This is a genomic window from Streptomyces sp. NPDC127197 (assembly GCF_042672405.1).
Classification (GTDB): domain Bacteria; phylum Actinomycetota; class Actinomycetes; order Streptomycetales; family Streptomycetaceae; genus Streptomyces; species Streptomyces flavusporus.
On record NZ_JBHXVG010000003.1, the window covers coordinates 37717 to 61379 of the forward strand.

Annotated in this window: 20 protein-coding genes and 2 pseudogenes; 12 read left to right on the forward strand and 10 right to left on the reverse strand. The window is 71.2% G+C overall.

The annotated features are described in order from the left end of the window. Nucleotides 1-158: 158 nt before the first annotated feature. Genes ACFVJQ_RS05300 through ACFVJQ_RS05310 form a run of 3 tightly spaced genes read right to left on the reverse strand, consistent with a single transcriptional unit; the run spans nt 159 to nt 4131 of the window. On the reverse strand, nt 159-866 hold the full coding sequence (locus ACFVJQ_RS05300) for an ATP-binding cassette domain-containing protein (RefSeq protein ID WP_385781085.1): 708 nt from the start codon (nt 864-866) through the stop codon (nt 159-161). Then, the gene (locus tag ACFVJQ_RS05305; protein ID WP_385781644.1) at nt 863-3655 is read right to left on the reverse strand and encodes an ATP-binding cassette domain-containing protein; all 2793 of its coding nucleotides are present in this window, start codon (nt 3653-3655) and stop codon (nt 863-865) included. Before ACFVJQ_RS05305 ends, ACFVJQ_RS05300 begins: the two co-directional genes overlap by 4 nt. Beyond that, the gene (locus ACFVJQ_RS05310) at nt 3655-4131 is read right to left on the reverse strand and encodes a hypothetical protein (RefSeq protein ID WP_385512944.1); all 477 of its coding nucleotides are present in this window, start codon (nt 4129-4131) and stop codon (nt 3655-3657) included. Before ACFVJQ_RS05310 ends, ACFVJQ_RS05305 begins: the two co-directional genes overlap by 1 nt. A 138-nt stretch (nt 4132-4269) precedes the next feature. On the opposite strand from ACFVJQ_RS05310, the gene ACFVJQ_RS05315 reads away from it, so the two are divergent. The 3 genes from ACFVJQ_RS05315 to ACFVJQ_RS05325 are packed head-to-tail and all read left to right on the forward strand — an operon-like array spanning nt 4270 to nt 7177. After that, nucleotides 4270-4824: a hypothetical protein gene (locus ACFVJQ_RS05315; protein ID WP_385512945.1), complete on the forward strand. Its 555-nt coding sequence runs from the start codon at nt 4270-4272 to the stop codon at nt 4822-4824. After that, complete coding sequence (locus tag ACFVJQ_RS05320) at nt 4799-6085, forward strand: ABC transporter substrate-binding protein (protein ID WP_385781088.1); 1287 nt, start codon at nt 4799-4801, stop codon at nt 6083-6085. Before ACFVJQ_RS05315 ends, ACFVJQ_RS05320 begins: the two co-directional genes overlap by 26 nt. A gap of 45 nt (nt 6086-6130) precedes the next feature. Then, nucleotides 6131-7177: a helix-turn-helix transcriptional regulator gene (locus ACFVJQ_RS05325; protein ID WP_385512947.1), complete on the forward strand. Its 1047-nt coding sequence runs from the start codon at nt 6131-6133 to the stop codon at nt 7175-7177. Here the strand turns inward: ACFVJQ_RS05325 and ctaD are convergent. After that, nucleotides 7062-8747, reverse strand: a pseudogene (gene ctaD, locus ACFVJQ_RS05330) (cytochrome c oxidase subunit I); the annotation flags it as partial. The gene ACFVJQ_RS05325 and the pseudogene ctaD overlap by 116 nt on opposite strands. Before the next feature lie 441 nt (nt 8748-9188). On the opposite strand from ctaD, the gene ACFVJQ_RS05335 reads away from it, so the two are divergent. Then, nucleotides 9189-9404 (forward strand): I78 family peptidase inhibitor, encoded by a 216-nt coding sequence (locus ACFVJQ_RS05335; protein ID WP_129797083.1) that lies wholly within the window; start codon nt 9189-9191, stop codon nt 9402-9404. 79 nt (nt 9405-9483) lie between these two features. On the opposite strand, the gene ACFVJQ_RS05340 is transcribed toward ACFVJQ_RS05335, so the two are convergent. Further along, nucleotides 9484-10527 (reverse strand): phosphatase PAP2 family protein, encoded by a 1044-nt coding sequence (locus ACFVJQ_RS05340; protein WP_385781092.1) that lies wholly within the window; start codon nt 10525-10527, stop codon nt 9484-9486. A gap of 263 nt (nt 10528-10790) precedes the next feature. Next, entirely contained in the window at nt 10791-12095 is a 1305-nt protein-coding gene (locus ACFVJQ_RS05345; RefSeq protein WP_385512949.1) for a mannosyltransferase family protein, read from the reverse strand. A 271-nt stretch (nt 12096-12366) separates the two neighbouring features. On the opposite strand from ACFVJQ_RS05345, the gene ACFVJQ_RS05350 reads away from it, so the two are divergent. Continuing rightward, entirely contained in the window at nt 12367-13971 is a 1605-nt protein-coding gene (locus ACFVJQ_RS05350) for an MFS transporter (protein WP_385512950.1), read from the forward strand. 157 nt (nt 13972-14128) lie between these two features. Then, on the forward strand, nt 14129-15319 hold the full coding sequence (locus ACFVJQ_RS05355; RefSeq protein WP_385781096.1) for an acyl-CoA dehydrogenase family protein: 1191 nt from the start codon (nt 14129-14131) through the stop codon (nt 15317-15319). Between the two features lie 42 nt (nt 15320-15361). On the opposite strand, the gene ACFVJQ_RS05360 is transcribed toward ACFVJQ_RS05355, so the two are convergent. After that, nucleotides 15362-15799 (reverse strand): cell division protein SepF, encoded by a 438-nt coding sequence (locus ACFVJQ_RS05360; RefSeq protein WP_385512952.1) that lies wholly within the window; start codon nt 15797-15799, stop codon nt 15362-15364. A gap of 312 nt (nt 15800-16111) precedes the next feature. Here ACFVJQ_RS05360 and ACFVJQ_RS05365 point away from each other — a divergent pair, with 312 nt between their 5' ends. The 4 genes and pseudogenes from ACFVJQ_RS05365 to ACFVJQ_RS05380 form a co-directional block, all read left to right on the forward strand. Continuing rightward, on the forward strand, nt 16112-17353 hold the full coding sequence (locus tag ACFVJQ_RS05365) for a DUF5685 family protein (protein ID WP_385781099.1): 1242 nt from the start codon (nt 16112-16114) through the stop codon (nt 17351-17353). A 230-nt stretch (nt 17354-17583) separates the two neighbouring features. Beyond that, the gene (locus ACFVJQ_RS05370) at nt 17584-18486 is read left to right on the forward strand and encodes a S1 family peptidase (protein WP_385512954.1); all 903 of its coding nucleotides are present in this window, start codon (nt 17584-17586) and stop codon (nt 18484-18486) included. Between the two features lie 375 nt (nt 18487-18861). After that, nucleotides 18862-19944 carry a S1 family peptidase gene (locus ACFVJQ_RS05375; RefSeq protein WP_385512955.1) on the forward strand — a complete coding sequence of 361 codons (1083 nt, stop codon included), beginning with the start codon at nt 18862-18864 and terminating at the stop codon, nt 19942-19944. A gap of 109 nt (nt 19945-20053) precedes the next feature. After that, a pseudogene (locus tag ACFVJQ_RS05380) lies at nt 20054-20302 on the forward strand (hypothetical protein); the annotation flags it as partial. Between the two features lie 18 nt (nt 20303-20320). Here the strand turns inward: ACFVJQ_RS05380 and ACFVJQ_RS05385 are convergent. After that, the gene (locus ACFVJQ_RS05385) at nt 20321-20695 is read right to left on the reverse strand and encodes a cupin domain-containing protein (RefSeq protein WP_385512956.1); all 375 of its coding nucleotides are present in this window, start codon (nt 20693-20695) and stop codon (nt 20321-20323) included. Between the two features lie 94 nt (nt 20696-20789). On the opposite strand from ACFVJQ_RS05385, the gene ACFVJQ_RS05390 reads away from it, so the two are divergent. Beyond that, entirely contained in the window at nt 20790-21236 is a 447-nt protein-coding gene (locus ACFVJQ_RS05390) for a MarR family winged helix-turn-helix transcriptional regulator (protein WP_385781104.1), read from the forward strand. A 145-nt stretch (nt 21237-21381) separates the two neighbouring features. After that, the gene (locus tag ACFVJQ_RS05395) at nt 21382-22254 is read left to right on the forward strand and encodes an esterase/lipase family protein (RefSeq protein ID WP_385781107.1); all 873 of its coding nucleotides are present in this window, start codon (nt 21382-21384) and stop codon (nt 22252-22254) included. Between the two features lie 64 nt (nt 22255-22318). Here the strand turns inward: ACFVJQ_RS05395 and ACFVJQ_RS05400 are convergent, their stop codons facing one another. Together ACFVJQ_RS05400 and ACFVJQ_RS05405 are read right to left on the reverse strand one after the other, a co-directional pair. Then, nucleotides 22319-23296, reverse strand: a complete 978-nt coding sequence (locus tag ACFVJQ_RS05400) for a lytic polysaccharide monooxygenase (protein ID WP_385781110.1) — start codon at nt 23294-23296, stop codon at nt 22319-22321. Between the two features lie 209 nt (nt 23297-23505). Beyond that, nucleotides 23506-23640: a hypothetical protein gene (locus ACFVJQ_RS05405; protein WP_129797071.1), complete on the reverse strand. Its 135-nt coding sequence runs from the start codon at nt 23638-23640 to the stop codon at nt 23506-23508. Nucleotides 23641-23663 lie beyond the last annotated feature (23 nt).

A 23663-nucleotide genomic window follows, 5' to 3' on the forward strand; every position in this document is an offset into this window, starting at 1 on the left:
GGTCTGGGGGGGTGACCCCGCCGTTATGGGGCCGGGGCCGCCCCTCGCGCTCTGCGCCGCCCCCCTGGCCCGGTGCCGGGGGCCCCCCCGGGACCCCCGCCGGGGCGGGGCCCCTGGCGCAGCGGGCGACGTCGCCCGCAGGCACGGCATGATGCTGCTCATCCCGGGGGGTTCGGCCCGCGCGCAGGGCCCGGAGCACGCCCCCGCGGTGTGCGGTCCGCCGCTTCCCGCGCCCGCAACTCGCCCGCTTCTCCGCTGAAGACGACCGCACCGCGGCGCAGTTCGTACACGAGGGCAGCCCGGCCGTGCAGGTCGGGCGGCAGCCGCTGCTCCGCCAGGACCACGCAGGCGTCCAGCGAGCCCAGCAGGTCGTACGTGCGGGCCGCGACCGCCGGCGACATGCCCTGCGCGGGTTCGTCGACGAGCACCACGCGCGCGCGTGCCAGCAGCGCCCGGGCGAGGGCGAGCATGCGCTGCTCGCCGCCGGAGAGGGTGCCTGCGCGGCGCGGGAGGAGCGGCTGCAGTTGCGGATAGGCGGCGAGGGCGGGGTCGTGGCGCGGCGCCGCGAGTTCCAGGTTCTCCCGCACGGTGAGGGAGCCGAACACGGCCTGCCGCTCCGGTACCAGGCACAGTCCGCGCCGGGCCCGCTCGTAGGCGGGCATGCGGGTCACGTCGACGCCGTCCCACAGCACCGCGCCGCCCGACAGCGGCACGGTTCCGGCCAGCGCGCGCAGGGCGGTCGTACGGCCGGAGCCGTTGCGGCCGAGCAGAACGGTCAGGCCGGGGGAGGGGGCGGCGAGGGTGATGCCGTGCAGGGCTTCCAGGGGGCCGTAGCGCACGCGCGCGTGGCGCAGGGCGATGGTCACGGCGTGGCCTCCCGCGCGGCGAGGGCGTCGAGGACGCGACCGGGCGGGCCGGACGCGATGATCCGGCCCGCTGCCATGACGTGCACGACGTCGGCGAGGTCGGCGACCAGGTCGAGGTCGTGCTCGACGACGAGCAGGGCGGTTCCGTCCGCGGCGAGCGCCTTCAGGACCCGGGCCAGCGCCGCTGCTTCGGCGGTGTCGAGGCCGGCCGCGGGCTCGTCCAGGAGCAGCACACGCGGGCCACCTGCGAGGGCCCGGGCCAGCTCGACGCGGCGCAGCGTGCCGGTGGGCAGCCCGGCGGCGGGCAGTGCCCGTACCGGGCCGTCCAGCCCGAACAGCCGCAGCGCCCGCTCCACGGCACCCGGATCAGCGATCCGCCCCTGCTCGGCGCCGACCCGGACGTTGTCGGCCACCGTCAACGAGGGGAACACGGCCAGCTGTTGGAAGGTCCGTGCGATGCCGAGCCGGGTGCGGGCGGGGGCGGGCAGCCGGGTGATGTCCCGTCCGCCGAACAGCACCTGCCCGCGCGCGGGGCGCACGGTTCCGGCCAGGCAGTGGAACAGGGTGCTCTTTCCGGCGCCGTTGGGGCCGACGAGGGCGGTGATCCGGCCGGGCGGGACGTCGAGGTCGACGCCGTCGAGGGCGGTGAAGCGGCCGTAGCGGGCGAGGAGGTGGCGGGTGGTGAGGGTGGGTGCGGGTGCGGGTTTGTGGGTGGGCACGCGGCCTTCGGCCGCGTTCGGGTTCCCACCCGCACCAGCCGTGCGGGCATCGTTGTCGGGTGCGGGTGGCCCCTGTGGGGGCTCAGCGCCGTCGGCGGCCGCGGGTGCCCCGTGTGTCACCCCGGTGCGTACCACCGCGGTCACCCCCGCCGGCGCCGGTCGGCGCGCAGCCCGCTGCTCCGCCGGTCGCAGTCGCCTCCGCGTCTGTGCCCCCACCGCGGTCAACCTCGCCGCCCGCCGGGACCGCAGCCTCCCCGCCGCCGTCCGCAGCGCCTCGTACGGCCCCCCGGGCAAGCGGCCCACCAGTACCGCCAGCAGCCCGATCAGCGCCGCCGCCAACCCGCCCCGGGTGCCCGCGTCGAGGCCGACCAGCAGTGCCGCCGCGGCCAGGGCGCCGAGTGTGCTGTCGGCGCCCAGGACGACGATCGCCGCGAACCACAGCAGGCCGCGCACGGGGTCGTAGGCGGCGGGGTCGAAGGCCCGCAGGCCCATGCCGAGCATGCCGCCGCCCAGCGCCGCCAGCGCGGCGCCGGACACGAACGCCAGCAGTTTCAGGGCCGGCACCTGGACGCCCGCCGCCGACGCCCCCGACTCGTGGTCCCGCATCGCCGCCAGGGCCCGGCCCGTACGGCCCCGGCGCAGCGCGTGCGTGGCGAGCAGCGCGCCGGCCAGGAGGGCCAGCTCCAGCAGGTAGTACGCGCGGTCCCCGGCGAAGCCCGCCGGGCGGTCGAGCGACAGCCCGGACGTGGCGTACGGCTGGGCGAAGACGAACCGGCTCACCCCGACGCCCACCGCGAACGTGGCCAGCGCGAGGGCCAGGCCCTGGCGGCTGATCGCCGGCCAGCCGGTCAGCAGACCGAGCGGGGCGACCAGGAGGACGGCGACGGCGAGGGCGGCCAGCTCCGGCAGGCGGGGCAGGCCCGGGAACCGCCCGGCCGCCAGCAGGGCCGTGAACAGGGCGCCCAGACCCGCGTACGCCGCCTGCCCGAGCGAGATCTGGCCGCCGCGTCCGGTGACCACCACCAGCGACAGCAGCACCACGCCCAGCGCGGGCACCTGCACCGATGTGTGCAGGTCCCGTCCGGCGAAGCCCAGCGGCAGCAGGAACAGGACCACGGCGACGATCCAGGCGCCCGGCGGGGTCGGCACCCATGGGGGTCCCCCCGCTCGAGCAGGTTCGAGAGTGGGGGAAGTCGCCGTGTGCGGCAGCGCGTCCCGTGTGCCGATGCCGGGCAGCACCAGGGCGGCGACCAGCAACGCCACCACGAACAGGTTCGCGCCGACGGCCTGCAGCAACGGCTCGCCCCAGCCCGCCGGATGAAGCCGCGTCAACTGACTCTGTGCGACCCCGATGCCCAGCGCCGCCAGCACGGCGACCGGCAGACTGCGCATCCGCGCGGCCACCGCGACCGCCACCACCTCCATGACCAGCAGCGGCATCCCGTACGGGTCCAGACGGACGTACGGCGCCAGCAGCACGCCGGTCAGCCCCGCCGTGAACGAGCCGAACGCCCAGCCGGCCGCGGCCACCCGGTCCGCGTCGATCCCGCCGAGCACGGCCAGCTGCCGGTCGTCCACGACCGCCCGCAGCTCCCGCCCGAAACGCGTCCATCTGATCACGGCCGCCACCGCGGCGGCCAGCACGAGCACGACGGCCAACTGCCCCCACGGCTCGTCCGACACCAGCACGGGGGCGTCGTCCCGTGCCCCCTGCCCCCACAGCAGCGCCGCCCCGCCCACCAGCAGCACGAACACCCCGATGGACGCCACCAACGTCTGCGCCGGATCACTGCCCAGGACCGACAGGGGGCGGAAGACCCACCGCTCCAGGACCACGCCGAGGCCCGGCGCCAGCACCACCAGCGTCACCGCCGCGGCCGGCCACAGCGGCCAGCCCCATTCGACGACACACTGCCGCAGCGCGTACGCGCACACCATCGCGATCGCGCCGTGCGCGAAGTTCAGCACGCCCGTCGCGCGGTACGTCACGATCAGCCCGATCCCGGTGAGCGCGGCGGCGCTGCCCACCGACAGGCCGGCGAGTGTCAGGTCATACGTGAGGGACGACATCAGCCCGTCGTCCCGGCGGGCTCGCAGATCGGACACGGGCCCAGCTCGCCGCCCGCCACCAGCTTCCCGTCCACCGGCACGGCCTCCGCCTTCCCGGCCACCAGCGGGCAGTCCGCGCGGTGGAACAGTGTGCCGCCCTGCACCATCAACAGGTCCGCGCTGACCGCGACCGGCGCGGCGGCTGCCTGGCCCGACTCGTCCGCGTCGGCGGGCTCGGCGGCCACCAGCAGGGCGTACAGCTCCTCCACGCGCGCGGCGGCGAGCGCGGTGCGGCCGTGGGTGAGCAGTACCGCCCCGGCGACGATCAGCGCGGCGCCGGGGACCGTGCAGGAGGCCAGATAGGGCAGCTGCCGCTCGGCGAACCGCTCACCGGAGACGCCGTACCAGCCCAGGACGCACAGCACCGCGCCGGCCGCGAGCGCCGCCCAGCCGGCCCACAGGACGGGGTGCACGGTCCGCAGTCGGGCTGTCCTCATGGCCGGCTCCCACACGTCGTGTGTCTGGGTGTGTCTGGCTGTATGTCCAAGTCTGCCAACGGACTTGCACTATGCCTTCCGGAAGCTGACCCTGAAAGCGGCGTGCACGGCCCGGACCGACACCCGGTGGTGAGCCAGATGGTTCTCGGGAGCGACCTCAGGCGGGGGAACGCGCGACGGCGTGCGGCACTGGCGGCCGCCCTGCTCCTCTTCCTCGCCCCGGCCCTCGCGGCGTGCAGCGACGACGAGGGCGGCGGCAGCGACAGTCCCCCTCCGACGCCGACCGTGGAGCAGACGCAACCGACCGGTCAGGCGGCGAGCGCGCCCGCCGACACGGCCGCGGCCGAGCGGGAGATCCGGCAGAACTGGGAGCAGTTCTTCGACCCGGCCACCTCCCTGGAGGACAAGCAGAACTTCCTGGAGAACGGCGACCGGATGGCCCCGGTGCTGCAGGCCTTCAGCGGCGACGAACGCGGCTCCCAGGTGCAGGCGAAGGTCGACAAGGTCGAGTTCACCTCGGCGACCGAGGCGAACGTGACGTACACGCTGACCCTCCAGGGCGCCACCGCCCTGCCGGACGCCGCCGGTACCGCCGTGGAGCAGCAGGGCACCTGGAAGGTGTCGGTCAGGACCCTGTGCGGACTCGTCGCGCTGAACCAGACCGGCAATGCGACGCCCGTACCGGGCTGCTGAGGCCGCCGTCGCGGTCCTGCTGGTCCTGCTGGGCACGGCCTGCGGCAGCCGGCTTCCGGAGAGCGACTTCGAGCACGACAGGCATACACCGGCCCCGGCCACCGGTGAGCCCCTGCGCGTCGGCATCATCACCAGCGTCACCAGCCCGGTCGGCGGCAACGCCTTCACCGGCCCGCGCGACGGCGCCCAGGCCTACTTCGACCGCCTCAACGCGCGCGGGGGCATCGACGGCCGCCGTGTCGAGGTGCGCCGGTGCGACGACGGCGGCAGCGGCGTGGGCAACAACGAGTGCGTGCACCAGCTGATCGACGAGGACCGGGTCGTCGCCCTCGTCGCCACCACCGCCCTGGACTACGCCGGCGCCTCCCGCGTCTCCCGCGCGCGTGTGCCCGACATCGGCGGCCAGCCCATCGGCACCGCCTACGACACCTACCCGCACCTGTACGGCATCTACGGCAGCCAGGCACCCCGCGACGGGACGCCGGGGTGGGACGGGAAGCTGTACGGCGGTACGGAGGTCTACCGCTACTTCAAACGCGAGCACGGGGCACGCACGGCCGCCGTCGTCTCGTACAACCAGGCCTCCTCCGCCGCCTACGCGCGGCTGGTCGAACGGGGCCTGAAGGCCGAGGGCTACCAGGTCGTCACCGAGCAGGTCGACTTCGCGCTGCCCAACTTCCGTGCCGTCGCCGCCGACCTGAAGCAGCAGGGCGCCGACCTCGTCTTCGACGCCATCGACAGCCACGGCAACGCCCGCCTGTGCAAGGCGATGGACGACGTCGGCGCCGAGGTCACCGCCAAGGTCACCAACGTGCAGAACTGGACGTCCACCGTCCCCGAGGACTACAGGGACGCCCCGCGCTGCCGCAACGCCCTGTGGGCGACCGGGTCCAGCCGCAACCACCAGGACACCGGCGACGAGGCCGTACGGGAGTTCCGGGACGCCACCGAAGCGCTGCCGACGCACTCTCAGTGGCAGTTGGAGGGCTGGGCGGCGGCCAAGTGGTTCACGGACGCGGCGCGGTCCTGCTCCCGAACCGGCATCACGCGCGCGTGCATCGACGGTTTCGTGCACCGCAGCGACGGCTACACCGCGGACGGCCTGCTGCTCCCCGTCACCTTCCGGCCGCTGCCCGAGCCGCCGCAGACCCGCAGGAACTGTCTGTCGGTGGTCCGCTGGCAGGACGGCCGGGGCTGGGTCTCCCAGGGGGACATGAACAGCACCTGCTTCGACGTGCCGCTGCTGTCGTACGAGCCGTGATGCTTCAGGACCGCACCTGTCCGCAACGGCTGACAGACTCGACCCATGCTGGAAACCTCCGCCCGCCTCCTGCGCCTGCTCTCGCTGCTCCAGGCCCACCGCGAATGGTCCGGCGCCGAACTGGCCGACCGCCTCGGCGTCACCTCGCGCACCGTCCGCCGGGACGTCGACCGACTGCGCGAGCTCGGCTACCCGGTCAACGCCAGCCCCGGCACCGGCGGCGGCTACACACTGGGCGCGGGTGCCGAGCTGCCGCCCCTGCTGCTGGACGACGACGAGGCCGTCGCGGTCGCCGTCGGGCTGCGCACGGCCGCCGGACAGGGCATCGACGGCATCGGCGAGACCTCCGTGCGGGCCCTCGCCAAGCTGGAGCAGGTCCTGCCGAACCGGCTGCGCCGACGCGTGGGCGCCCTCAACGCCTTCACCGTGCCGATGCTGAGGGGCCCGCAGCCGGCCGCCGTCGACCCGGCCGTCCTGACCGAGCTGGCCGGCCTGTGCCGGGATGGGGAGCGGCTGCGCTTCGAGTACCTCGACCACGAGGGCACCCCCACCCGCCGCAGTGTCGAACCGCACCGCCTGGTGTGCACCGAGCGCCGCTGGTACCTGGTCGCCTGGGACCTCGACCGGGACGACTGGCGCACCTTCCGCGTCGACCGCATCACCCCGAAGCCGCCGCACGGCCCGCGCTTCGCCCCGCGCACCCCGCCCGCCGAGGACCTGGCCGCGTACGTCTCGAAAGGTGTCTCCACGCGCGCGTACGCCACGCATGCCGCCGTCCGGCTGCTGGTGCCCGTCGAGGTGGCCGCCGAGCACATCTCGCCGTCCGCCGGGACGCTTCAGGCCGACGGCGACGACGCCTGCATCCTGCGCACCGGGGCCGCGAGCCTCGACGTGATGGTCATTCATGTGATGCTGATGGGATTCGAGTTCGAGGTGCTGGAACCGGACGGGCTGACGGAGGCGATCAGGACGGCACGGGACCGCCTGAGCCGGGCTCTTGAACGGGGTGGGGGTGCTGCTCGAGATCGGCGTACTGAGGGTGGTGCAGGTCGAACGCCGGGGAGTCGGAGCGGATCTTCGGCAGCGTCGTGAAGTTGTGGCGCGGCGGCGGGCAGGAGGTCGCCCACTCCAGGGAGCGGCCGTAGCCCCAGGGGTCGTCCACGTCGACCTTCCTGCCGTACCTGGTGGTCTTCCAGACGTTGTAGAGGAACGGCAGCGTCGACAGGCCGAGCAGGAAGGCGCCGATCGTCGACACGGTGTTCAGGGCGGTGAAGCCGTCCGCGGCGAGGTAGTCGGAGTAGCGGCGCGGCATGCCCTCCGCACCCAGCCAGTGCTGCACCAGGAACGTGGTGTGGAAGCCGATGAACAGCGTCCAGAACTGGATCTTGCCGAGCCGCTCGTCGAGCATCTTCCCGGTGAACTTCGGCCACCAGAAGTAGAAGCCGGCGAAGATCGCGAAGACGACCGTGCCGAAGACGACGTAGTGGAAGTGCGCCACCACGAAGTACGAGTCCGTGACGTGGAAGTCCATCGGCGGCGATGCCAGGATCACCCCGGTCAGACCGCCGAACAGGAACGTCACCAGGAAACCGACCGACCACAGCATCGGCGTCTCGAAGGACAGCGAGCCCTTGAGCATCGTCCCGGTCCAGTTGAAGAACTTCACGCCTGTCGGCACGGCGATGAGGAAGCTCATGAAGGAGAAGAACGGCAGCAGCACCGCCCCGGTGGCGAACATGTGGTGCGCCCACACGACCACGGACAGACCGGTGATCGCCATCGTCGCGCCGATCAGCGCCGTGTAGCCGAAGATCGGCTTGCGGCTGAAGACCGGAATGATCTCCGTGACGATGCCGAAGAACGGCAGCGCGATGATGTACACCTCGGGATGCCCGAAGAACCAGAACAGGTGCTGCCACAGCAGCGCCCCGCCGTTGGCCGCGTCGAAGATGTGCGAGCCGAACCGCCGGTCCGCCTCCAGACACAGCAGTGCGGCCGCCAGCACCGGGAACGCCATCAGGATCAGGATCGACGTGAACAGCGTGTTCCAGGTGAAGATCGGCATCCGGAACATCGTCATGCCGGGGGCGCGCATGGCGATGATGGTGGTGATGAAGTTGACCGCGCCGAGGATCGTGCCGAAGCCGGCCAGCGCCAGCCCCATGATCCACAGATCGGGCCCGACGCCGGGCGAGCGTTCCATGCTGTTCAGCGGTGCGTAGGCGAACCAGCCGAAGTTGGCGGGCCCGTCGGGCACCAGCAGCGAGCCGAGCACGATCAGCCCGCCGAACAGGAACAGCCAGTACGACAGCATGTTCAGCCGTGGAAAGGCGACGTCCGGGGCGCCGATCTGCAACGGCATCAGCTCGTTGGCGAATCCGGCGAAGCTGGGCGTCGCGAACAGCAGCAGCATGATCGTGCCGTGCATCGTGAACAACTGGTTGAACTCGTTGTTGCTCACGATCTGCAGCCCCGGCCGGCCCAGCTCGGCGCGCATCACCAGCGCCATCGCCCCGCCGATCAGGAAGAACGCGAACGACGTGATCAGGTAGAGGTGGCCGATCTTCTTGTGGTCGGTGGTGGTCAGCCAGTCGACGATCACCTCGCCGCGCGCCCTGGTCCGTACGGGTCCTGCCGCTGCCGGTACGGTCTCCGTCCCCATGCCTCGCTCGCCCCTTCGCTCGTCGCGCCCGGGCCCGCCGAGCCCGCGCCACGCGTACCCGCGAGCCCACGCCATGATGCTCGCGCAGCCGGGTGCCGCGACAGGGGACGTACGGGGAGTCTGTGTCGGAACCGGGTATTTCCTGTGGTGTGCCGACTCCCCGCGGGCTCGCCCGAAACTGGAATGGAATGGAATCCGGGGACGGTCTTTCAGAAACTCTCCGCCGGGCAATTCGAGGAGTTGTGGAGACACGCGGGAATTGTGTTCGGATGCCGCCGTAAGGCGTACGGATCCGTCCGTTCGGGTGATGGAGTTCCATCGAAACGCGTGTCGTGATCTTGTGACAGAAGTGTGACCGCAGGGGGATCAGTGACCCACGGTGCACGGTTCCACTTCCCTGGCCGACTTCCCCGGCCGCCGTGCAGCGCCTAGCGTGGCGGCATGGCACCCATTCCCACACCTCCCGCGGAACCCGACGACAGTCCCGAGGCATACATCGGCCTCGAAGAGGCCGCGGCCGAGCGGCTCGCGCGCGAGCGCGGCTGGTCGACGGTGCGCTCGCTGCCGCCGGGGGCGATCATCACGATGGAGTACCGCGTGGGCCGGCTGAACTTCGAGGTCAAGGACGGCGTGGTGGCGCGCTCCTGGAAGGGCTGACGGCCGACCGTGCATGACGAAAGGCCCCGGTGTCCTCCACGAGGAACCGGGGCCTTCGCCGTGCGTACCGTCGGGCCGGTCAGCCGCCCGTGACCGGGCGCGCCGTCGAGGCCGGGCCGCGCGGGAGACGGTCGGGATGCGGGGGCCGGCGGCTGCCCGCCGGGGTGACCGGAGTGCGCTCCGCGCGGGTGCTGTGCGGGCCCGGGGCCAGATAGACCGGCGCCCGGGTGGTGCGGGCCGCCGACGGGGAGAGGGTCTCGCGCACCGGTGCCGTCTCCTCCTCGGCGACCGGGCACGGGGTGAGCACCGCGGGAGCCTCGGCCGGGACGGGCGCGGTCTGCGGAGCCGTACGCCGCACACCGGCGAGCCAGCGGCCGCGCAGGCCCAGGAGCCGGGCCTCGGCGTGGGCGATCAGCGGCTCGAACCACGGCAGCGCCAGCAGGATGAGCAGACCCGCGGCCCAGCCCAGCAGCACATCGCTCAGCCAGTGCGTACCCAGGTAGACGGTGGTGAGGCCGACACTGAGCGACAGCACCGCCGACAGCGCGGACAGCCAGCGCCGGGCGCGTGGCGAGGTGGCCAGATAGGCGAGGATGCCCCAGGTCACGACGGCGTTCGCGGTGTGTCCCGAGGGAAATATGTCGCTTCCGGCCTGGAACCAGTGCCACATCTCGTTGGAGCCGACCTCGGTCGCGTAGTGCGGGCCCGAGCGGCCCAGACCGTACTTCACCGCACCCACGGTCACGTTCAGCAACAGCAGTGCCGCGCCGAACGCCAGCAGCGGCCGCAGTGTGTGCTGCCGCCAGCAGCGCCAGCCCAGCCAGGCGGCGACCATGACGGCCGTGGGGCCGCGCTGCCCGAGGACCACCCAGTAGTCCAGGAAGGCGTGGATCCCGGACCACTGCTGGTAGGGCCGGAACAGCATCGCCTGCCAGTCGAACCGGACCAGCCATGAAGTGGTCACCACGGCGAGGACGATCGTCAGGTAGAAGGTGAGAGTCGCGCCGAAGAGCACCACCCGGTGCCGGGTCATTCGCGGCACGTCGAGGACCGGCCGCACGGGTTCACGGTCCAGTCGGGCGAAGATCCGGTCGAGCCGGGTCAGCGTTGGTTCGGTACGCACACAATCGACGTTACAGCGAGTGAGCTCAGTTCCCCGCCCAATCACCGGGTTTGTAATGACGATGTGATGTGGGATTTCTCTCAGGAAGGGGTTTATTTCCGGGGATTCTGCAATCCCTCGCAACCCTTCCCTTCAATTCCTTTGATCGCCCCGTGGTGCAGTGTTTTAGCCTGCTTGTGAAACCGTTAACCGGGCCATGGGGAGAACTTTTCCGGTCGATAACCTGGCAATAACCCGGAAATAAAACAGGCGATCTAAGCAGGTCAGGGCGGACCGGAGCCGTTCAGCCAGAAGGCCCCGTACACCGCCGACGCCGCCGCGACCCCGCCCACGACCAGCGCGGCAGCAGCGGTGCGCAGTCTGGCCAGGGTGAGCGCGAGGGGCAGCAGCAGCGGGAACGCCGGCAGCAACAGGCGCGGTTTCGAGCCGAAGTAGCTGGACGCGCACAGGGCGAGCGCGGTGACCGCCCCCGCGTACACCAGCAGCGGAAGCGGCTGGCGCTGCCGGACACAGACGACGTACAGCCAGACCACCAGCCCGACCCCGACGACCAGCCCCAGGCCGGCCAGGGCCGACGGAAACGACGTGAACTTTTCGGCGACGAAGCGGGCGAAGGCGTACCCGCCGTCGAAGCCGTTGCGCCAGCCCGCCTGGACGTCGAGATAGCCGAGCGGACCCTTGCCGGTGTGGTGGCCGACCCACAGGACGTATCCGGCGGCGCCGAGCGGCGCGAGGAGCATGCCGAGGGCGCGTCGGCCGGCCGACGCGCCCTCGATGCCCGCGCCGCCGGAGGGGGAGGCGGCGCGCGACAGGGCATGTGCGCCGGCATCGGGCGCCGCGCTGCGGTACCGCACGGATGGAGCAAGGTCCTGGTCTCGTGCTCGTACGAACGAGGCGATCCCGGCCGCCCACACCGCCGCGACCACGGCGAGCCCTACCGGCCGGGTCAGTCCCGCCAGCAGGGCCAGTGAGCCCGCCGTGAGCCAGCGACCGGTCAGGACCGCGTACAGCGACCAGGCGGCCAGCGCCGTGAACAGTGACTCGCTGTACGCCATCGACTGCACGATCCCGACCGGCAGTACCGCCCACAGCAGCACCGCACAGACCCCGGCCCGCCCGTCTCCCGCCACCACCCTTCCAAGGCCGCGCTTCGCGCCTTCTTCTTTCTGGCCGTACACATGCTCGGCGACCGCGAAGATCCCCCACGCCGCCGCGAGCGAGGTGAGCAGGCTGACGACGAAGCCGGCGTCGGCGTACGACAGCGGGGTCACCGCGTGCAGCAGCCGCTCCAGCCAGGGGAGGAGGGGGAAGAAGGCCAGGTTGGAGTGCACGTCGCCGTTCGGCAGACGCACCTCGTAGCCGTAGCCCAGTTCGGCGACCCGGGTGTACCAGAGCGCGTCCCAGCGGGCGGTCAGCAGCGTGTACGCGCTCTTGTCCCGCGCCGCGCTCCATCCGGCCAGCGCGAGCAGTCCCAGCGCACGGACGGCCGCGTACCCGAGAAGGGCCGGGGCCGCTCGGCGCAGGGCCGCGGAGCCGCGGCGTGCCGCAGGCGTTTCAAGATCGGTCACGGGCTCGATTATCGACGGCTCACGCAACCGCTCGGACGGCGGCGACGTGATGACGGGCGAAGGCGGGCGACGGTAGTGGCGTACGCCACACTGTTCCGCCATATGTATGAGAGGTCCGCCACTAGTTCACGGCACGGACTCGCGTACGCTGACGTGTCACTCGCCGATCGTTGCGCGGGCCGGAGACCACCGCTCCTCTCCGGCCGAGTCACGGGGGAGTCCCCACTCCCGTGAGCCCGCCGAAGCGAGGGAACATCTGGGAGGTACGTACATGTCCGGGACGACCACGGCTGCCGTCGGGCTGCGCCGTCGGGCGGCCGGGGCCGGTGCCAACCGCTGGGTCGTCCTCGTGGTCCTCTGCACCAGCCTGCTGCTGGTCGCGGTCGACGCGACCGTGCTGCACGTGGCGGTGCCCGCCGTCACCGAGGACCTCAAGCCCAGCGCGATAGAACTGCTCTGGATCGTCGACACCTACCCGCTCGTCTGCGCCTCGCTGCTGATCCTCTTCGGCACGCTCGGCGACCGGGTGGGCCGCAGACGGATCCTGCTCCTCGGCTACGCCCTGTTCGGCGTCGCCTCCGCCATGGCGGCCGTCGCCGACACCGCGCAGGTCCTGATCGTGGCGCGGGCACTGCTCGGCGTCGGCGGCGCGATGATCATGCCCGCGACGCTGTCGATCCTGCGGCAGGTCTTCCCCGACCGGCGCGAGCGGGCGCTCGCGATCGGCGTCTGGAGTGCGGTGGCCGCGGTCGGCGCGGCGGTCGGGCCCCTTCTCGGCGGCTTCCTCCTCGAGCACTTCTGGTGGGGGTCGGTGTTCCTGGTCAACATCCCGTTGATGCTGGTCAGTCTGCCGGTGGGGCGACTTCTGCTGCCCGAGTCGACGGGAGCGGGGGACGGGCCCTGGGACGTGGTCGGTGCGCTGATGGCGGCGGCCGGGTTGTTCGGGATGGTGCTGGGGGTCAAGCGGCTCGGTGGCGGTGAGCCGGTGGACAGCGCGTTCACCGTGGTGCCGCTGGTGGTGGGGGCCGCGCTGGTCGTCCTGTTCGTACGGCGGCAGCGGCGGCGCAAGCATCCGCTGGTCGACCTGCGGATGTTCGCCCGTCCGGCGTTCAGCACGTCGGTCGGGTGCATTGTGCTGGCGATGCTCGCGCTGGTGGGGCTGGAGCTGATCGCGGCCCAGTATCTGCAACTGGTGCTGGACCTGTCGCCGCTGGAGACCGGGCTGCGGTTGGTGCCGCTGACGTTCGCGGCGATGGCTGCGGGGCTGTTCGGGGCGCGGATGCTGCGGCGGTTCGGGCCGCGGCGGATGGTGTCCTCCGGGTTCTGTCTCACGGCCTTCGCCGTGGTGCTGCTGACCGCGATGGGGCGGCAGGACAACCCCGGGCTGCTGCTGGCCGGGTTCGTGCTGCTCGGGTTCGGGCTGGAGACCACGCTGTTCGGGGCGTACGAGTCCATGCTGAGCGAGGCTCCGCCGGAGCAGGCGGGGGGCGCAGCGGCGATCGGAGAGACGTCGTACCAGCTGGGAGCGGGGATCGGGATTGCGCTTCTCGGGAGCGTGATGAATGCGGCGTACACGCCTGGGCTGGCGTCCGTGCCGGGGGTTCCGGCGTCGGCCTCGGCTGCGGCGGGGCATTCGCTGGGGGAGGCGTATGACGTTGCCGGGCGGCTCGGGGGACCGGCGGGGGATGCCCTGCGGGAGGCGGCTCGGGACTGTTTTGTGCATGGGCTGCATGTGACGCTGCTGGTGAGTGCGGGGCTGTTGCTGCTCGGGGCGGTGATGGCGTTGCGGTTGCCGCGGGTCATGCAGTGTGAGGATGGTGGGGCTGTGGAGGTTCCTGCGCCTCGGGAAGTTGCGGAGTCCCGCGTCTCGGTGTGACCGTCGACTCTCCCACCCACGCACCACCCGGGACTCTTCGGCCGGCGGCTTGCGGGTGTGCCGTTGCGGTGGGATTGCGGCAACGGGACATTGCGTCGTAGCGTCGGCATTCATCCGTGACTAGCGATGCTAGTTTTGAGCTGCCGGAGGGTGTTTCGTGTCCTCGTCCTCGAAGTTGCCCGCCTTTGATCCCGGTGATCCGCTGGGGATCGATGATCTGCTGAGCCCGGAGGATCTGGCCGTGCGGGAGACCGTGCGGCGGTGGGCCGCGGACCGGGTGCTGCCGCACATCGCCGAGTGGTTCGAGGCGGGCGAGCTGCCGGGGATCCGGGAGCTCGCCAAGGAACTCGGGGGTATCGGGGCGCTCGGGATGTCGCTCAGCGGGTACGGGTGCGCCGGGGCCAGTGCGGTGCAGTACGGGCTCGCCTGTCTGGAGCTCGAGGCCGCCGACTCCGGGATCCGGTCCTTGGTGTCGGTGCAGGGATCGCTCGCCATGTACGCCATTCACCGGTTCGGCTCCGAGGAGCAGAAGCAGCGGTGGCTGCCCGGCATGGCCGCCGGTGACGTGATCGGCTGCTTCGGGCTCACCGAACCCGATCACGGGTCCGACCCCGCCTCGATGCGGACGTATGCCAAGCGGGACGGCGGCGACTGGGTCCTCGACGGACGCAAGATGTGGATCACCAACGGGTCCGTCGCCGGGGTCGCGGTCGTGTGGGCGCAGACCGAGGAGGGTATCCGCGGGTTCGTCGTGCCCACCGACGCCCCTGGGTTCTCCGCGCCCGAGATCCGGCACAAGTGGTCGCTGCGGGCCAGCGTCACCAGCGAGCTGGTTCTCGACGGCGTACGGCTGCCCGCGGATGCCGTGCTGCCGGACGTGACCGGACTGCGCGGTCCGCTCAGCTGTCTCTCCCATGCCCGGTACGGCATCGTCTGGGGTGCCATGGGTGCGGCGCGGACCTGCTTCGAGACCGCCGTCGAGTATGCGAAGACGCGGGAGCAGTTCGGGCGGCCCATCGGCGGATTCCAGCTCACCCAGGCCAAACTCGCCGACATGGCGGTCGAACTGCACAAGGGGATTCTGCTCGCCCATCACCTGGGGCGGCGTATGGATGCCGGCCGGCTGCGACCCGAACAGGTCAGCTTCGGCAAGCTCAACAACGTACGAGAGGCCATCGACATCTGCCGTACGGCCCGGACGATCCTCGGGGCCAACGGGATCTCACTGGAGTACCCGGTGATGCGGCATGCGACCAACCTGGAATCGGTGCTCACCTACGAGGGCACCGTCGAGATGCACCAACTCGTGCTGGGCAAGGCGCTCACCGGAGTCGATGCCTTCCGGTGATCCGTCGCACCGGAAAGGGCAGGGCCGGTGAGCGGCCTTGCCTCAGCTCTGGTTGAAGAAGCCGTCCGCCCGGTGGGCGGCGGGCTCCCCGCTGATGATCTCCGTGTCGGCGGGGCTCAGCAGGAACACACGGTTGGACACGCGGTCGATCGAACCACGCAGCCCGAAGATCAGGCCCGCCGCGAAGTCCACCACGCGCTTGGCGTCGGCGGGCTCCATGGCCGTCAGATTCATGATCACCGGGACGCCCTCCCGGAACAGCTCGCCGATGGCGCGGGCGTCCCGGAAGCTGTCCGGGGTGACCGTGCCGATCCGGCGGCCCCGCTCCTCGGCCGTGTCCGTGGCCACCTTCACCCGGGGGTCCGTGACCCAGGCGTCCCCGGACTCGGTCCCCTCGGAGTACTCGTCGTCGTAGTAACGCTCGTCATCGTTGTCGTCGACGAGGCCGAGCCACGCACTCGCCTTGCGCACCGATCCCATGGACGCCTCCTCTCACAGCGGGCTTTCTCGCTTTCCGCATCCCTATGGTCATCCATGATGCGGACGGTGCGCCAAGTGGATAGACGCCGCGCGGGGGGTTTGTGACGGTACTGGTGCACAGCGAATCCGTCGAGAGCCCGGGTGCCCCAAGGGTCCTGCCGTGCCCAGCTGCTGACTGTGAGTGAAATATGATTCTTCATGGCGCACGGGTGAGGGGCGGGGCGTACGGGTGAACCAAGGCGGTCGATCCGATGTGAAAATCGGTCGATACGATGCGGCTGCTCAATGTCGCACGCATCACGGGGGATCGTCGTGTTCGGAATCGTCAGGCCGTGCAGCCACCGGCTCGGGGAACGACTCAAGACGCAGTGGATGGCACATCTGTGCGGACTGTGTCTCGCGCTGCGCAGTGACCACGGACAGTTCGCCCGGGTGGTGACGAACTACGACGGGCTTCTCATCTCCGTATTGACGGAGGCTCAGGCCGAGCGGACCGACGCCGGCGGGTGGCGGCGTACGGCGGGGCCGTGTCCGCTGCGCGGGATGCGGACCGCGTCCGTCGCCCAGGGTGAGGGGGCCGGGCTCGCGGCCGCCGTCTCGCTGGTGCTCGCGTCGGCCAAGGTGCGCGACCATGTCGCCGACGGAGACGGACTGCTGGGCCGTCGGCCGGTGGCGCTCGCCGCGCGCCGGGTCGCCGACGGGTGGGGGCGTGCGGGGGCTCGTGGCGCAGCGGTGGTCGGGTTCGATACGGCGGTGCTGGTCGACGCCGTGGACCGGCAGGTCGGCATCGAGGCGCTCGCCGGGCCCGGGACGTCGATCCTGACCGTCACCGAGCCGACCGAGACCGCCACCGCCGCGGCCTTCGCGCACACCGCGATCCTGGCGGGCCGGCCGGGCAACGCCGCACCGCTCGCCGAGGCCGGCCGGCTCTTCGGACGGCTGGCGCATCTGCTGGACGCCGTGGAGGACCAGGAGACTGACGCCGCGTCGGGTGCCTGGAACCCGTTGACGGCCACGGGGACCTCGCTCGCCGAGGCGCGGCGGCTCGCGGACGACGCCGTGCACGGGGTGCGGCTGGCGCTGCGGGAGGTGGAGTTCGTGGACGGCCGGCTGGCGCATCTGCTGCTCGTGCACGAGCTGCGGCGCTCGGTGGACCGGGCGTTCGGCACGGTGCCCGCCTGCGCGTCCCACCAGCCCGGGCCCTATGGTCAGCCGCCACAGCAGGGGCCGTACGGGGCGCCGCAGAATCCGTACGCGGGCGGAAATCCGTACGTGGGCGGGAACCCTTATGCGGGCGGTGGGGGAGCGCCCGGTGGTGGTGGCGGTGGTGACTTCGGCGGGTTCGGCGGCGGGCCGGCCGCCCAGCCGCCGAAGGGGCGGCGTGGGTTCTGGGCCGGCTGCGGGATGTTCTGGCTGCTGTGCTGCACCTGCAAGCTGTGCTGCGCGAAGGAGTACGAGGGCCCCTGGTCCCGCAAGAAGCGCGAGGGTTGCTGCCGTGACTGCGACTGCAACTGCGACGGCTGCGACTGCTGCTGCCCCTGCGACGGCTGCTGAAGGGTTGCTGTGCTCCGACGGTGGGGCAGCGGTGGCCAATTTTCGTAACTTGTTCAAAGGTTGACGGCTGAAAGGCGCTCTTGCGCCCGTCGGTCGTGCCCCCGAATACTCCCCCTCAGCGCTTGTCAGGGGCACGGCGTGTTCGGAATCCGGGCACGCGCGCCGCTGGCTGCGCCTCACGGGCCCCGACCCCACGCGGGCCCCCTACTTCCCATGTGGAGGAACGAAAAGTGAGGATCAAGCGCACCACCCCCCGCAGCGGCATAACGAGACGGACCCGGCTGATCGCCGTTTCCACCGGACTTGTGGCCGCCGCCGCGATCGCGGTCCCCAGCGCGAACGCGTCCGACACCGCCACGTTCAGCGCCACCGAGCTCAAGAGCGCCGGCAACTCGGTGCTCAAGGCCGACGTCCCGGGCACCGCCTGGGCTGTCGACAGCAAGACCAACCGCGTGCTGCTCACCGTCGACAGCACGGTCTCCGCGGCCGAGATCGCGAAGATCAAGAAGGCGGCCGGCGCCAACGCCGACGCCCTGACGATCAAGCGCACCCCCGGCAAGTTCAACAAGCTGATCCAGGGCGGCGACGCCATCTATGCGAGTAGCTGGCGCTGCTCCCTCGGCTTCAACGTCCAGAACAGCAGCGGCACCCAGTACTTCCTGACTGCCGGTCACTGCACCGACGGCGCCGGCACCTGGTACTCCAACTCCGGCCGCACCACGGTCATCGGCTCGACCACCGGCTCCAGCTTCCCGGGCAACGACTACGGCATCGTGCGGTACTCCGGGTCCGTCAGCAGGCCCGGCACCGCGAACGGCGTGGACATCACCCGCGCGGCCACGCCGAGCGTGGGCACCACCGTCATCCGCGACGGCTCCACCACCGGCACGCACAGCGGCCGGGTCACCGCCCTCAACGCCACCGTCAACTACGGCGGTGGTGACGTCGTCTACGGCATGATCCAGACCAACGTCTGCGCCGAGCCCGGCGACTCCGGCGGCCCGCTCTACGGCAGCAACGGCACCGCGTACGGTCTGACCTCCGGCGGCAGCGGCAACTGCTCCTCCGGTGGTACAACCTTCTTCCAGCCCGTCACGGAGGCCCTGAGCGCCTACGGCGTCAGCGTCTACTGACGGTCAGCAGGCCATCGGTACCTGTACGACCTGATCTGCAGCCGGCAGCAAGCGAGCCCCCGCACGCAACTCGCGTGCGGGGGCTCGCCCTTGTCCCAGTCTCCGAAGGGTCGAGTTTCGGACAGGACTAGACCTCACTCAACGCATACCGGTTACTCGCGCGTAGTGTTTGCACTGCGAATCGCGCTGGCGTGACCGTGGACGTTCAAGTTGCACAAGGCGTATGGGGCGCACGCCAGTTGTCGTACGCGCGTCCTGAAGTCGACCTTGTGTGCTCCCTGTGGATGTCGGAATAGTGGGCGCCCAGTCCACACACCTTCTGGTTCGTGAGGCCCCCACAGCCTCCCGGACCAACCCCCCACAGGAGGACGTGAGTTGAAGCACCGACGCATACCCAGGCGGCGGGCCGCCGTGGCAGGTGCGGGCATCGCCGCACTGGTCGCCGCGGGAGTCACCTTGCAGAGTGCGAACGCCAGTGAGACCCCGGAGGCGCCCGCGCTCAAGACGCTGTCGGCCCTGGCGGCCGGAAAACTCGCCTCGACGCTCGACCGTGACCTCGGCGCGGACGCGGCGGGAACGTACTACGACGCGAAGGCCAAGAGCCTCGTGGTGAACGTGCTCGACGAGGCCGCGGCACAGACGGTCGAGCAGGCAGGCGCCAAGGCCAGAATCGTCGAGAACTCCCTCGCCGAACTGAAGAGCGCCCGTACGACCCTGAAGCAGGACGCGACCATCCCCGGCACCTCCTGGGTAACCGACCCGACCACCAACAAGGTCGTCGTGACCGCCGACCGCACGGTCTCCGCGGCCGAGTGGAAGAAGCTGACCGCGGTCGTCGAGGAGCTTGGCGGCACGGCCGAACTCCAGCGCACCAAGGGCGAGTTCAAGCCCTTCATCGCCGGCGGCGACGCCATCACCGGCGACGGCGGGCGCTGCTCGCTCGGCTTCAACGTGGTCAAGGGCGGGGAGCCGTTCTTCCTCACCGCGGGTCACTGCACCGAGGGGATCTCCACCTGGTCGGACTCGTCCGGCAACGTCATCGGCGAGAACGAGGCCTCCAGCTTCCCGGGCGACGACTACGGCCTCGTCAAGTACACCGCCGAGGTCGACCACCCGAGCGAGGTCAACCTCTACGACGGTTCCGCGCAGGCGATCTCGGGCGCGGCCGAGGCCACGGTCGGCATGGAGGTCACCCGCAGCGGCTCGACCACGCAGGTGCACTCCGGCACGGTCACCGGCCTGGACGCCACCGTGAACTACGGCAACGGCGACATCGTCAACGGCCTCATCCAGACCGACGTCTGCGCCGAGCCCGGTGACAGCGGAGGCTCGCTGTTCTCCGGCAGCAACGCGGTCGGCCTCACCTCCGGCGGCAGCGGCGACTGCACCTCCGGTGGGGAGACCTTCTTCCAGCCGGTGACGGAGGCCCTGTCGGCGACCGGTACCGAGATCGGCTGATCCACTCCGTTCCTGCGAAGTCCCGCCCCGCGCGCGAGGGGCGGGACTTTCGCATGCCCGGCGTCTCGTGCCGTGCGGGGTCTGTCATGTCCCCGCGGTCCGGGTCTGTGAACCGACCGCACACTCGGCGGACCTCACCCCGGCCGCATACCGCATGTACGAGTCCCTCGGCCTCCAGTGCGCCCGCGTCCGCGCCGTCGCCCTGCGCGCCGAGGGCCTCATCCCCGCCGAACAGGCCTCCCATCAGCTCACCTTCGACTCCGTGGACGAAAAGGTCCGCCGCATCGAGGAGGTCGCGGACCGCGCGCGAGCCAAGTTCGGGCCGTGGGTGGTGACTCCGGGGTCGTTGGCGGCGTAACTCCCCCCGATCGGCAGTTCAGTTGGCCCACGGCGGCACGATGCGCGTGCCGTCGGCCAGCTCCGCCTCCAGGCCGATGGAGGTGGTGACCCAGGTGGTCGCGGGCCGGTCGGTGGGGTTCTCGACGGTGAGTGTGGCGCCCGGGTTGATGATCACCGTGTCGCCGACGGTGATGCGGGTGGACTCGTCGTCGAGGGTGATCAGGAGCTCGCCGGTGAGGAGGTGGAGGATCTCCTCACGGTTGACGGTGTGGGCGGGGGCCCTGGTGCCGGGCGGGACCTCGCCGCGCCAGGCGCACAGTTCCCTGCTGCCGGTGCGGGGAGCGGCGTACGAGATGAAGCGGGCGCCGTGGATCTCGTGGGTGACGGTGTCGGACGGGCGGATGACGGGCATGGGGCCTCCGGCCTGCAGCTGGTCAAGCTCCTTGACTATGCCTCTCTATGGTCAAGCTGCTTGACCAATGCGTCAAGAGTGTTTCAATGCGGGCGTGCAGAACTCCGAAGCCCTGTCCCTGTCCACCGCCCTGCTGGCCGCCGCGGGTGAGCTCACGCAGCGCATCCATGACGGTGTCGTCGCCCGTGGGTTCGAGGGGCTGCGGCCCGCGCACGGCTTCGCCTTCACCCGGCTCGCTCGGGGCGACGCGACGGTCACCGACGTCGCCGCTCATCTCGGGGTCACCAAGCAGGCCGCCAGCCAGCTCGTGGACGAGCTCGTGCGCAAGGGGTATGTCGAGCGGCGGCCGCATCCGGAGGATGCGCGTGCTCGGCTCGTCGTGCTGACCGGGCGCGGGTGGGCCTGTACGCGGGCCGCGGAAGAGGCGGCTGCGGATGTCGTGCGGGAGTGGAGTGGGCTGGTGGGAGAGGGTGAACTGCGTACTCTGCATGGTCAGTTGCTGCGTATCGCGCCCCACGGGCCCATCCGGCCCTCCTGGTGACTGGTTGTCACTGAAGTTTTTACTGACGCGTAACTTCCCACTTGAACTACTCGTCCGTAACTTGACGAGTGAACAGCATCCTCGTGATCCGGATCACAGGGCGTAAGGCCATCGCACCTCCCTTGAGCCGCAAGGAGATCACCCGATGCTGCCCTGGAAACGCGTGCTCAGATCGGCGGCCGCGCTGCTGCTGACCGCCGCGGTCGCCACCCTCCCCGCCGCCACCGCCGCTCATGCGGCCGACGCCACTGTGACCTCGGACAGTGGCTGGAACGACTACTCCTGCAAGCCGTCCGCCGCCCACCCCCGCCCCGTCGTCCTGGTGCACGGCACCTTCGGCAACTCCGTCGACAACTGGCTGGGCCTCGCCCCGTATCTGACCCAGCGCGGCTACTGCGTCTTCTCACTCGACTACGGCCAACTGCCGGGCGTCCCGTTCTTCCACGGCCTCGGTCCGATCGACAAGTCGGCAGAGCAACTCGACGCGTTCGTCGACAAGGTGCTCGCCGCGACCGGTGCCGCCGAGGTCGACCTCGTCGGTCACTCGCAGGGCGGCATGATGCCCCGCTACTACCTGAAGTTCCTCGGCGGAGCAGCCGAGGTGAACGCCCTCATAGGCCTCGCGCCCGACAATCACGGGGCCACCCTCAGTGGGCTCACCCATCTGCTGCCGTACTTCCCGGGCGCCGAGGACCTGCTCTCCACCGCGACCCCCGGCCTCGCCGACCAGATCCCCGGTTCCGCCTTCCTCACCAAGCTCAACGAGGGCGGTGACACCGTGCCCGGCGTCCGGTACACGGTCATCGCCACCAAGTACGACCAGGTGGCCACGCCGTACCGCAGCCAGTACCTGGACGGGGCGAACGTGCGCAACGTCCTGCTCCAGGACCTGTGCCCGGTCGACCTCTCCGAGCACCTGGCGATCGGCCTGTTCGACCGGATCGCCTTCCATGAGGTGGCCAACTCCCTGGATCCTGCACGGACGAAGCCCACCACCTGCGCGTCGGTGTTCAGTTGAGCCGCGCCCGGCCATCGCCGGGGCCTGACCGGCCTGAGCCGCCGGTCAGGCCCCGGAGTCCGGTTCAGCGGCCGGTCCGGCCGCCGCCCACCGCCCGCCGTCGTACCGACGCGAACAGGGCCGCCGAGCCGAGCGCCAGCGCGGCCGCGCCGGCGACGGCGATGTACGGCGTGCTGCTGTCGCCGCCGGTCTCGGCGAGGTTCTCGGTGGCACCGGCGGCCTTGGGCTGGTTGGCCGCGGGCGTGCCGGCCGCCGCGACCGGCTCCGCCGACGTACGGGCGTCGTTGTCGCCGTGGCCGTGGTTCTCGACGGTCGACTTGTCGGTACCGGCCTCGATCTGCCCCTCGGAGGGGGCGGACGCGGTGGGCGCCGGGGAGGGGTCGGAGCCGCTCTCCTCGCTGCTGCTGCCGCCGAAGGTGACGTCCGAGCAGGAGTAGAACGCCTCCGGGCTGTCCGAGCGCTGCCAGACGGCGTACAGCAGATGCTTGCCGGAACGCTCGGGGAGTGTGCCGGAGAACGTGTAGAAGCCGCCCACGGGGGCCGGGTCGGTGGCCGTCGCCACCGGGTCGGCCAGGTCCAGGTCGTCCCAGGCGAGCGGCTGGGACGGGTCGTAACCCGGCTTGGTGACATACACCTTGAAGGTGCCCTTGTGCGGGGCCGTCACGCGGTACTTGAAGGTGTACGAGCCGCTGCTGACGCTCGTCGCCGGCCAGTCGGCGCGGGCCAGGTCGAGGCCCTTGAACTCGTCGTTGTTCGCGCTGCACAGCTTGCCGTCGGGGATCAGCTCCTGGTGGCGGCCGTTCGCGTCGCCGATGCGTATGCCGTTCCAGTCGTAGAGCGCCTGGGTGCCGCCGGCCGCGACCGCCGCCTTGCAGGCGTCCGACCGGGGGCTCTCGGGGCCCTCGGCGTAACACTGCGAGACCCGGCTGACCGGGTCGCCCATCGAGCCGTGCGCGGATGCGGGTGCGGCGGCGAGCGCGGTCAGAGCGAGTGGGGCCAGGCCGAGGGTGGTGACGGCGGCGGCCTTGCGGCGTGCGGGCATGGGGGAGCTCCTCGTAACGGTCACTGGGGTGAATCCCGGGGGGATCCCGTGGGGGCTGATCAGAAGCTAGCCCCAAGAAACCGTGAAATCGCCTGCTGGAGGCGGGTGATGGAGATCCTTATGGTCCCTTTAAGGGAGTGCTCATGCTGCGCTGAGGTAGGCACGGTTCGCCGCGCCTGCGAGGCGCCGTACGCCGGTACCCGGCCCGGTCACCCGTCCGGCCACCACGTCCGTGCGATGTCCTTCCGCACCTCCGGGCGCTCGGCGGGCCGCTCCTCGGCCTCCTCACGGACCCGGCGGGTGTCCGTCTTCCGCGGGGGCTTGTGCACTGTGACTCGGCGCATGGCTGCCTCCTTCAGTGCCTACC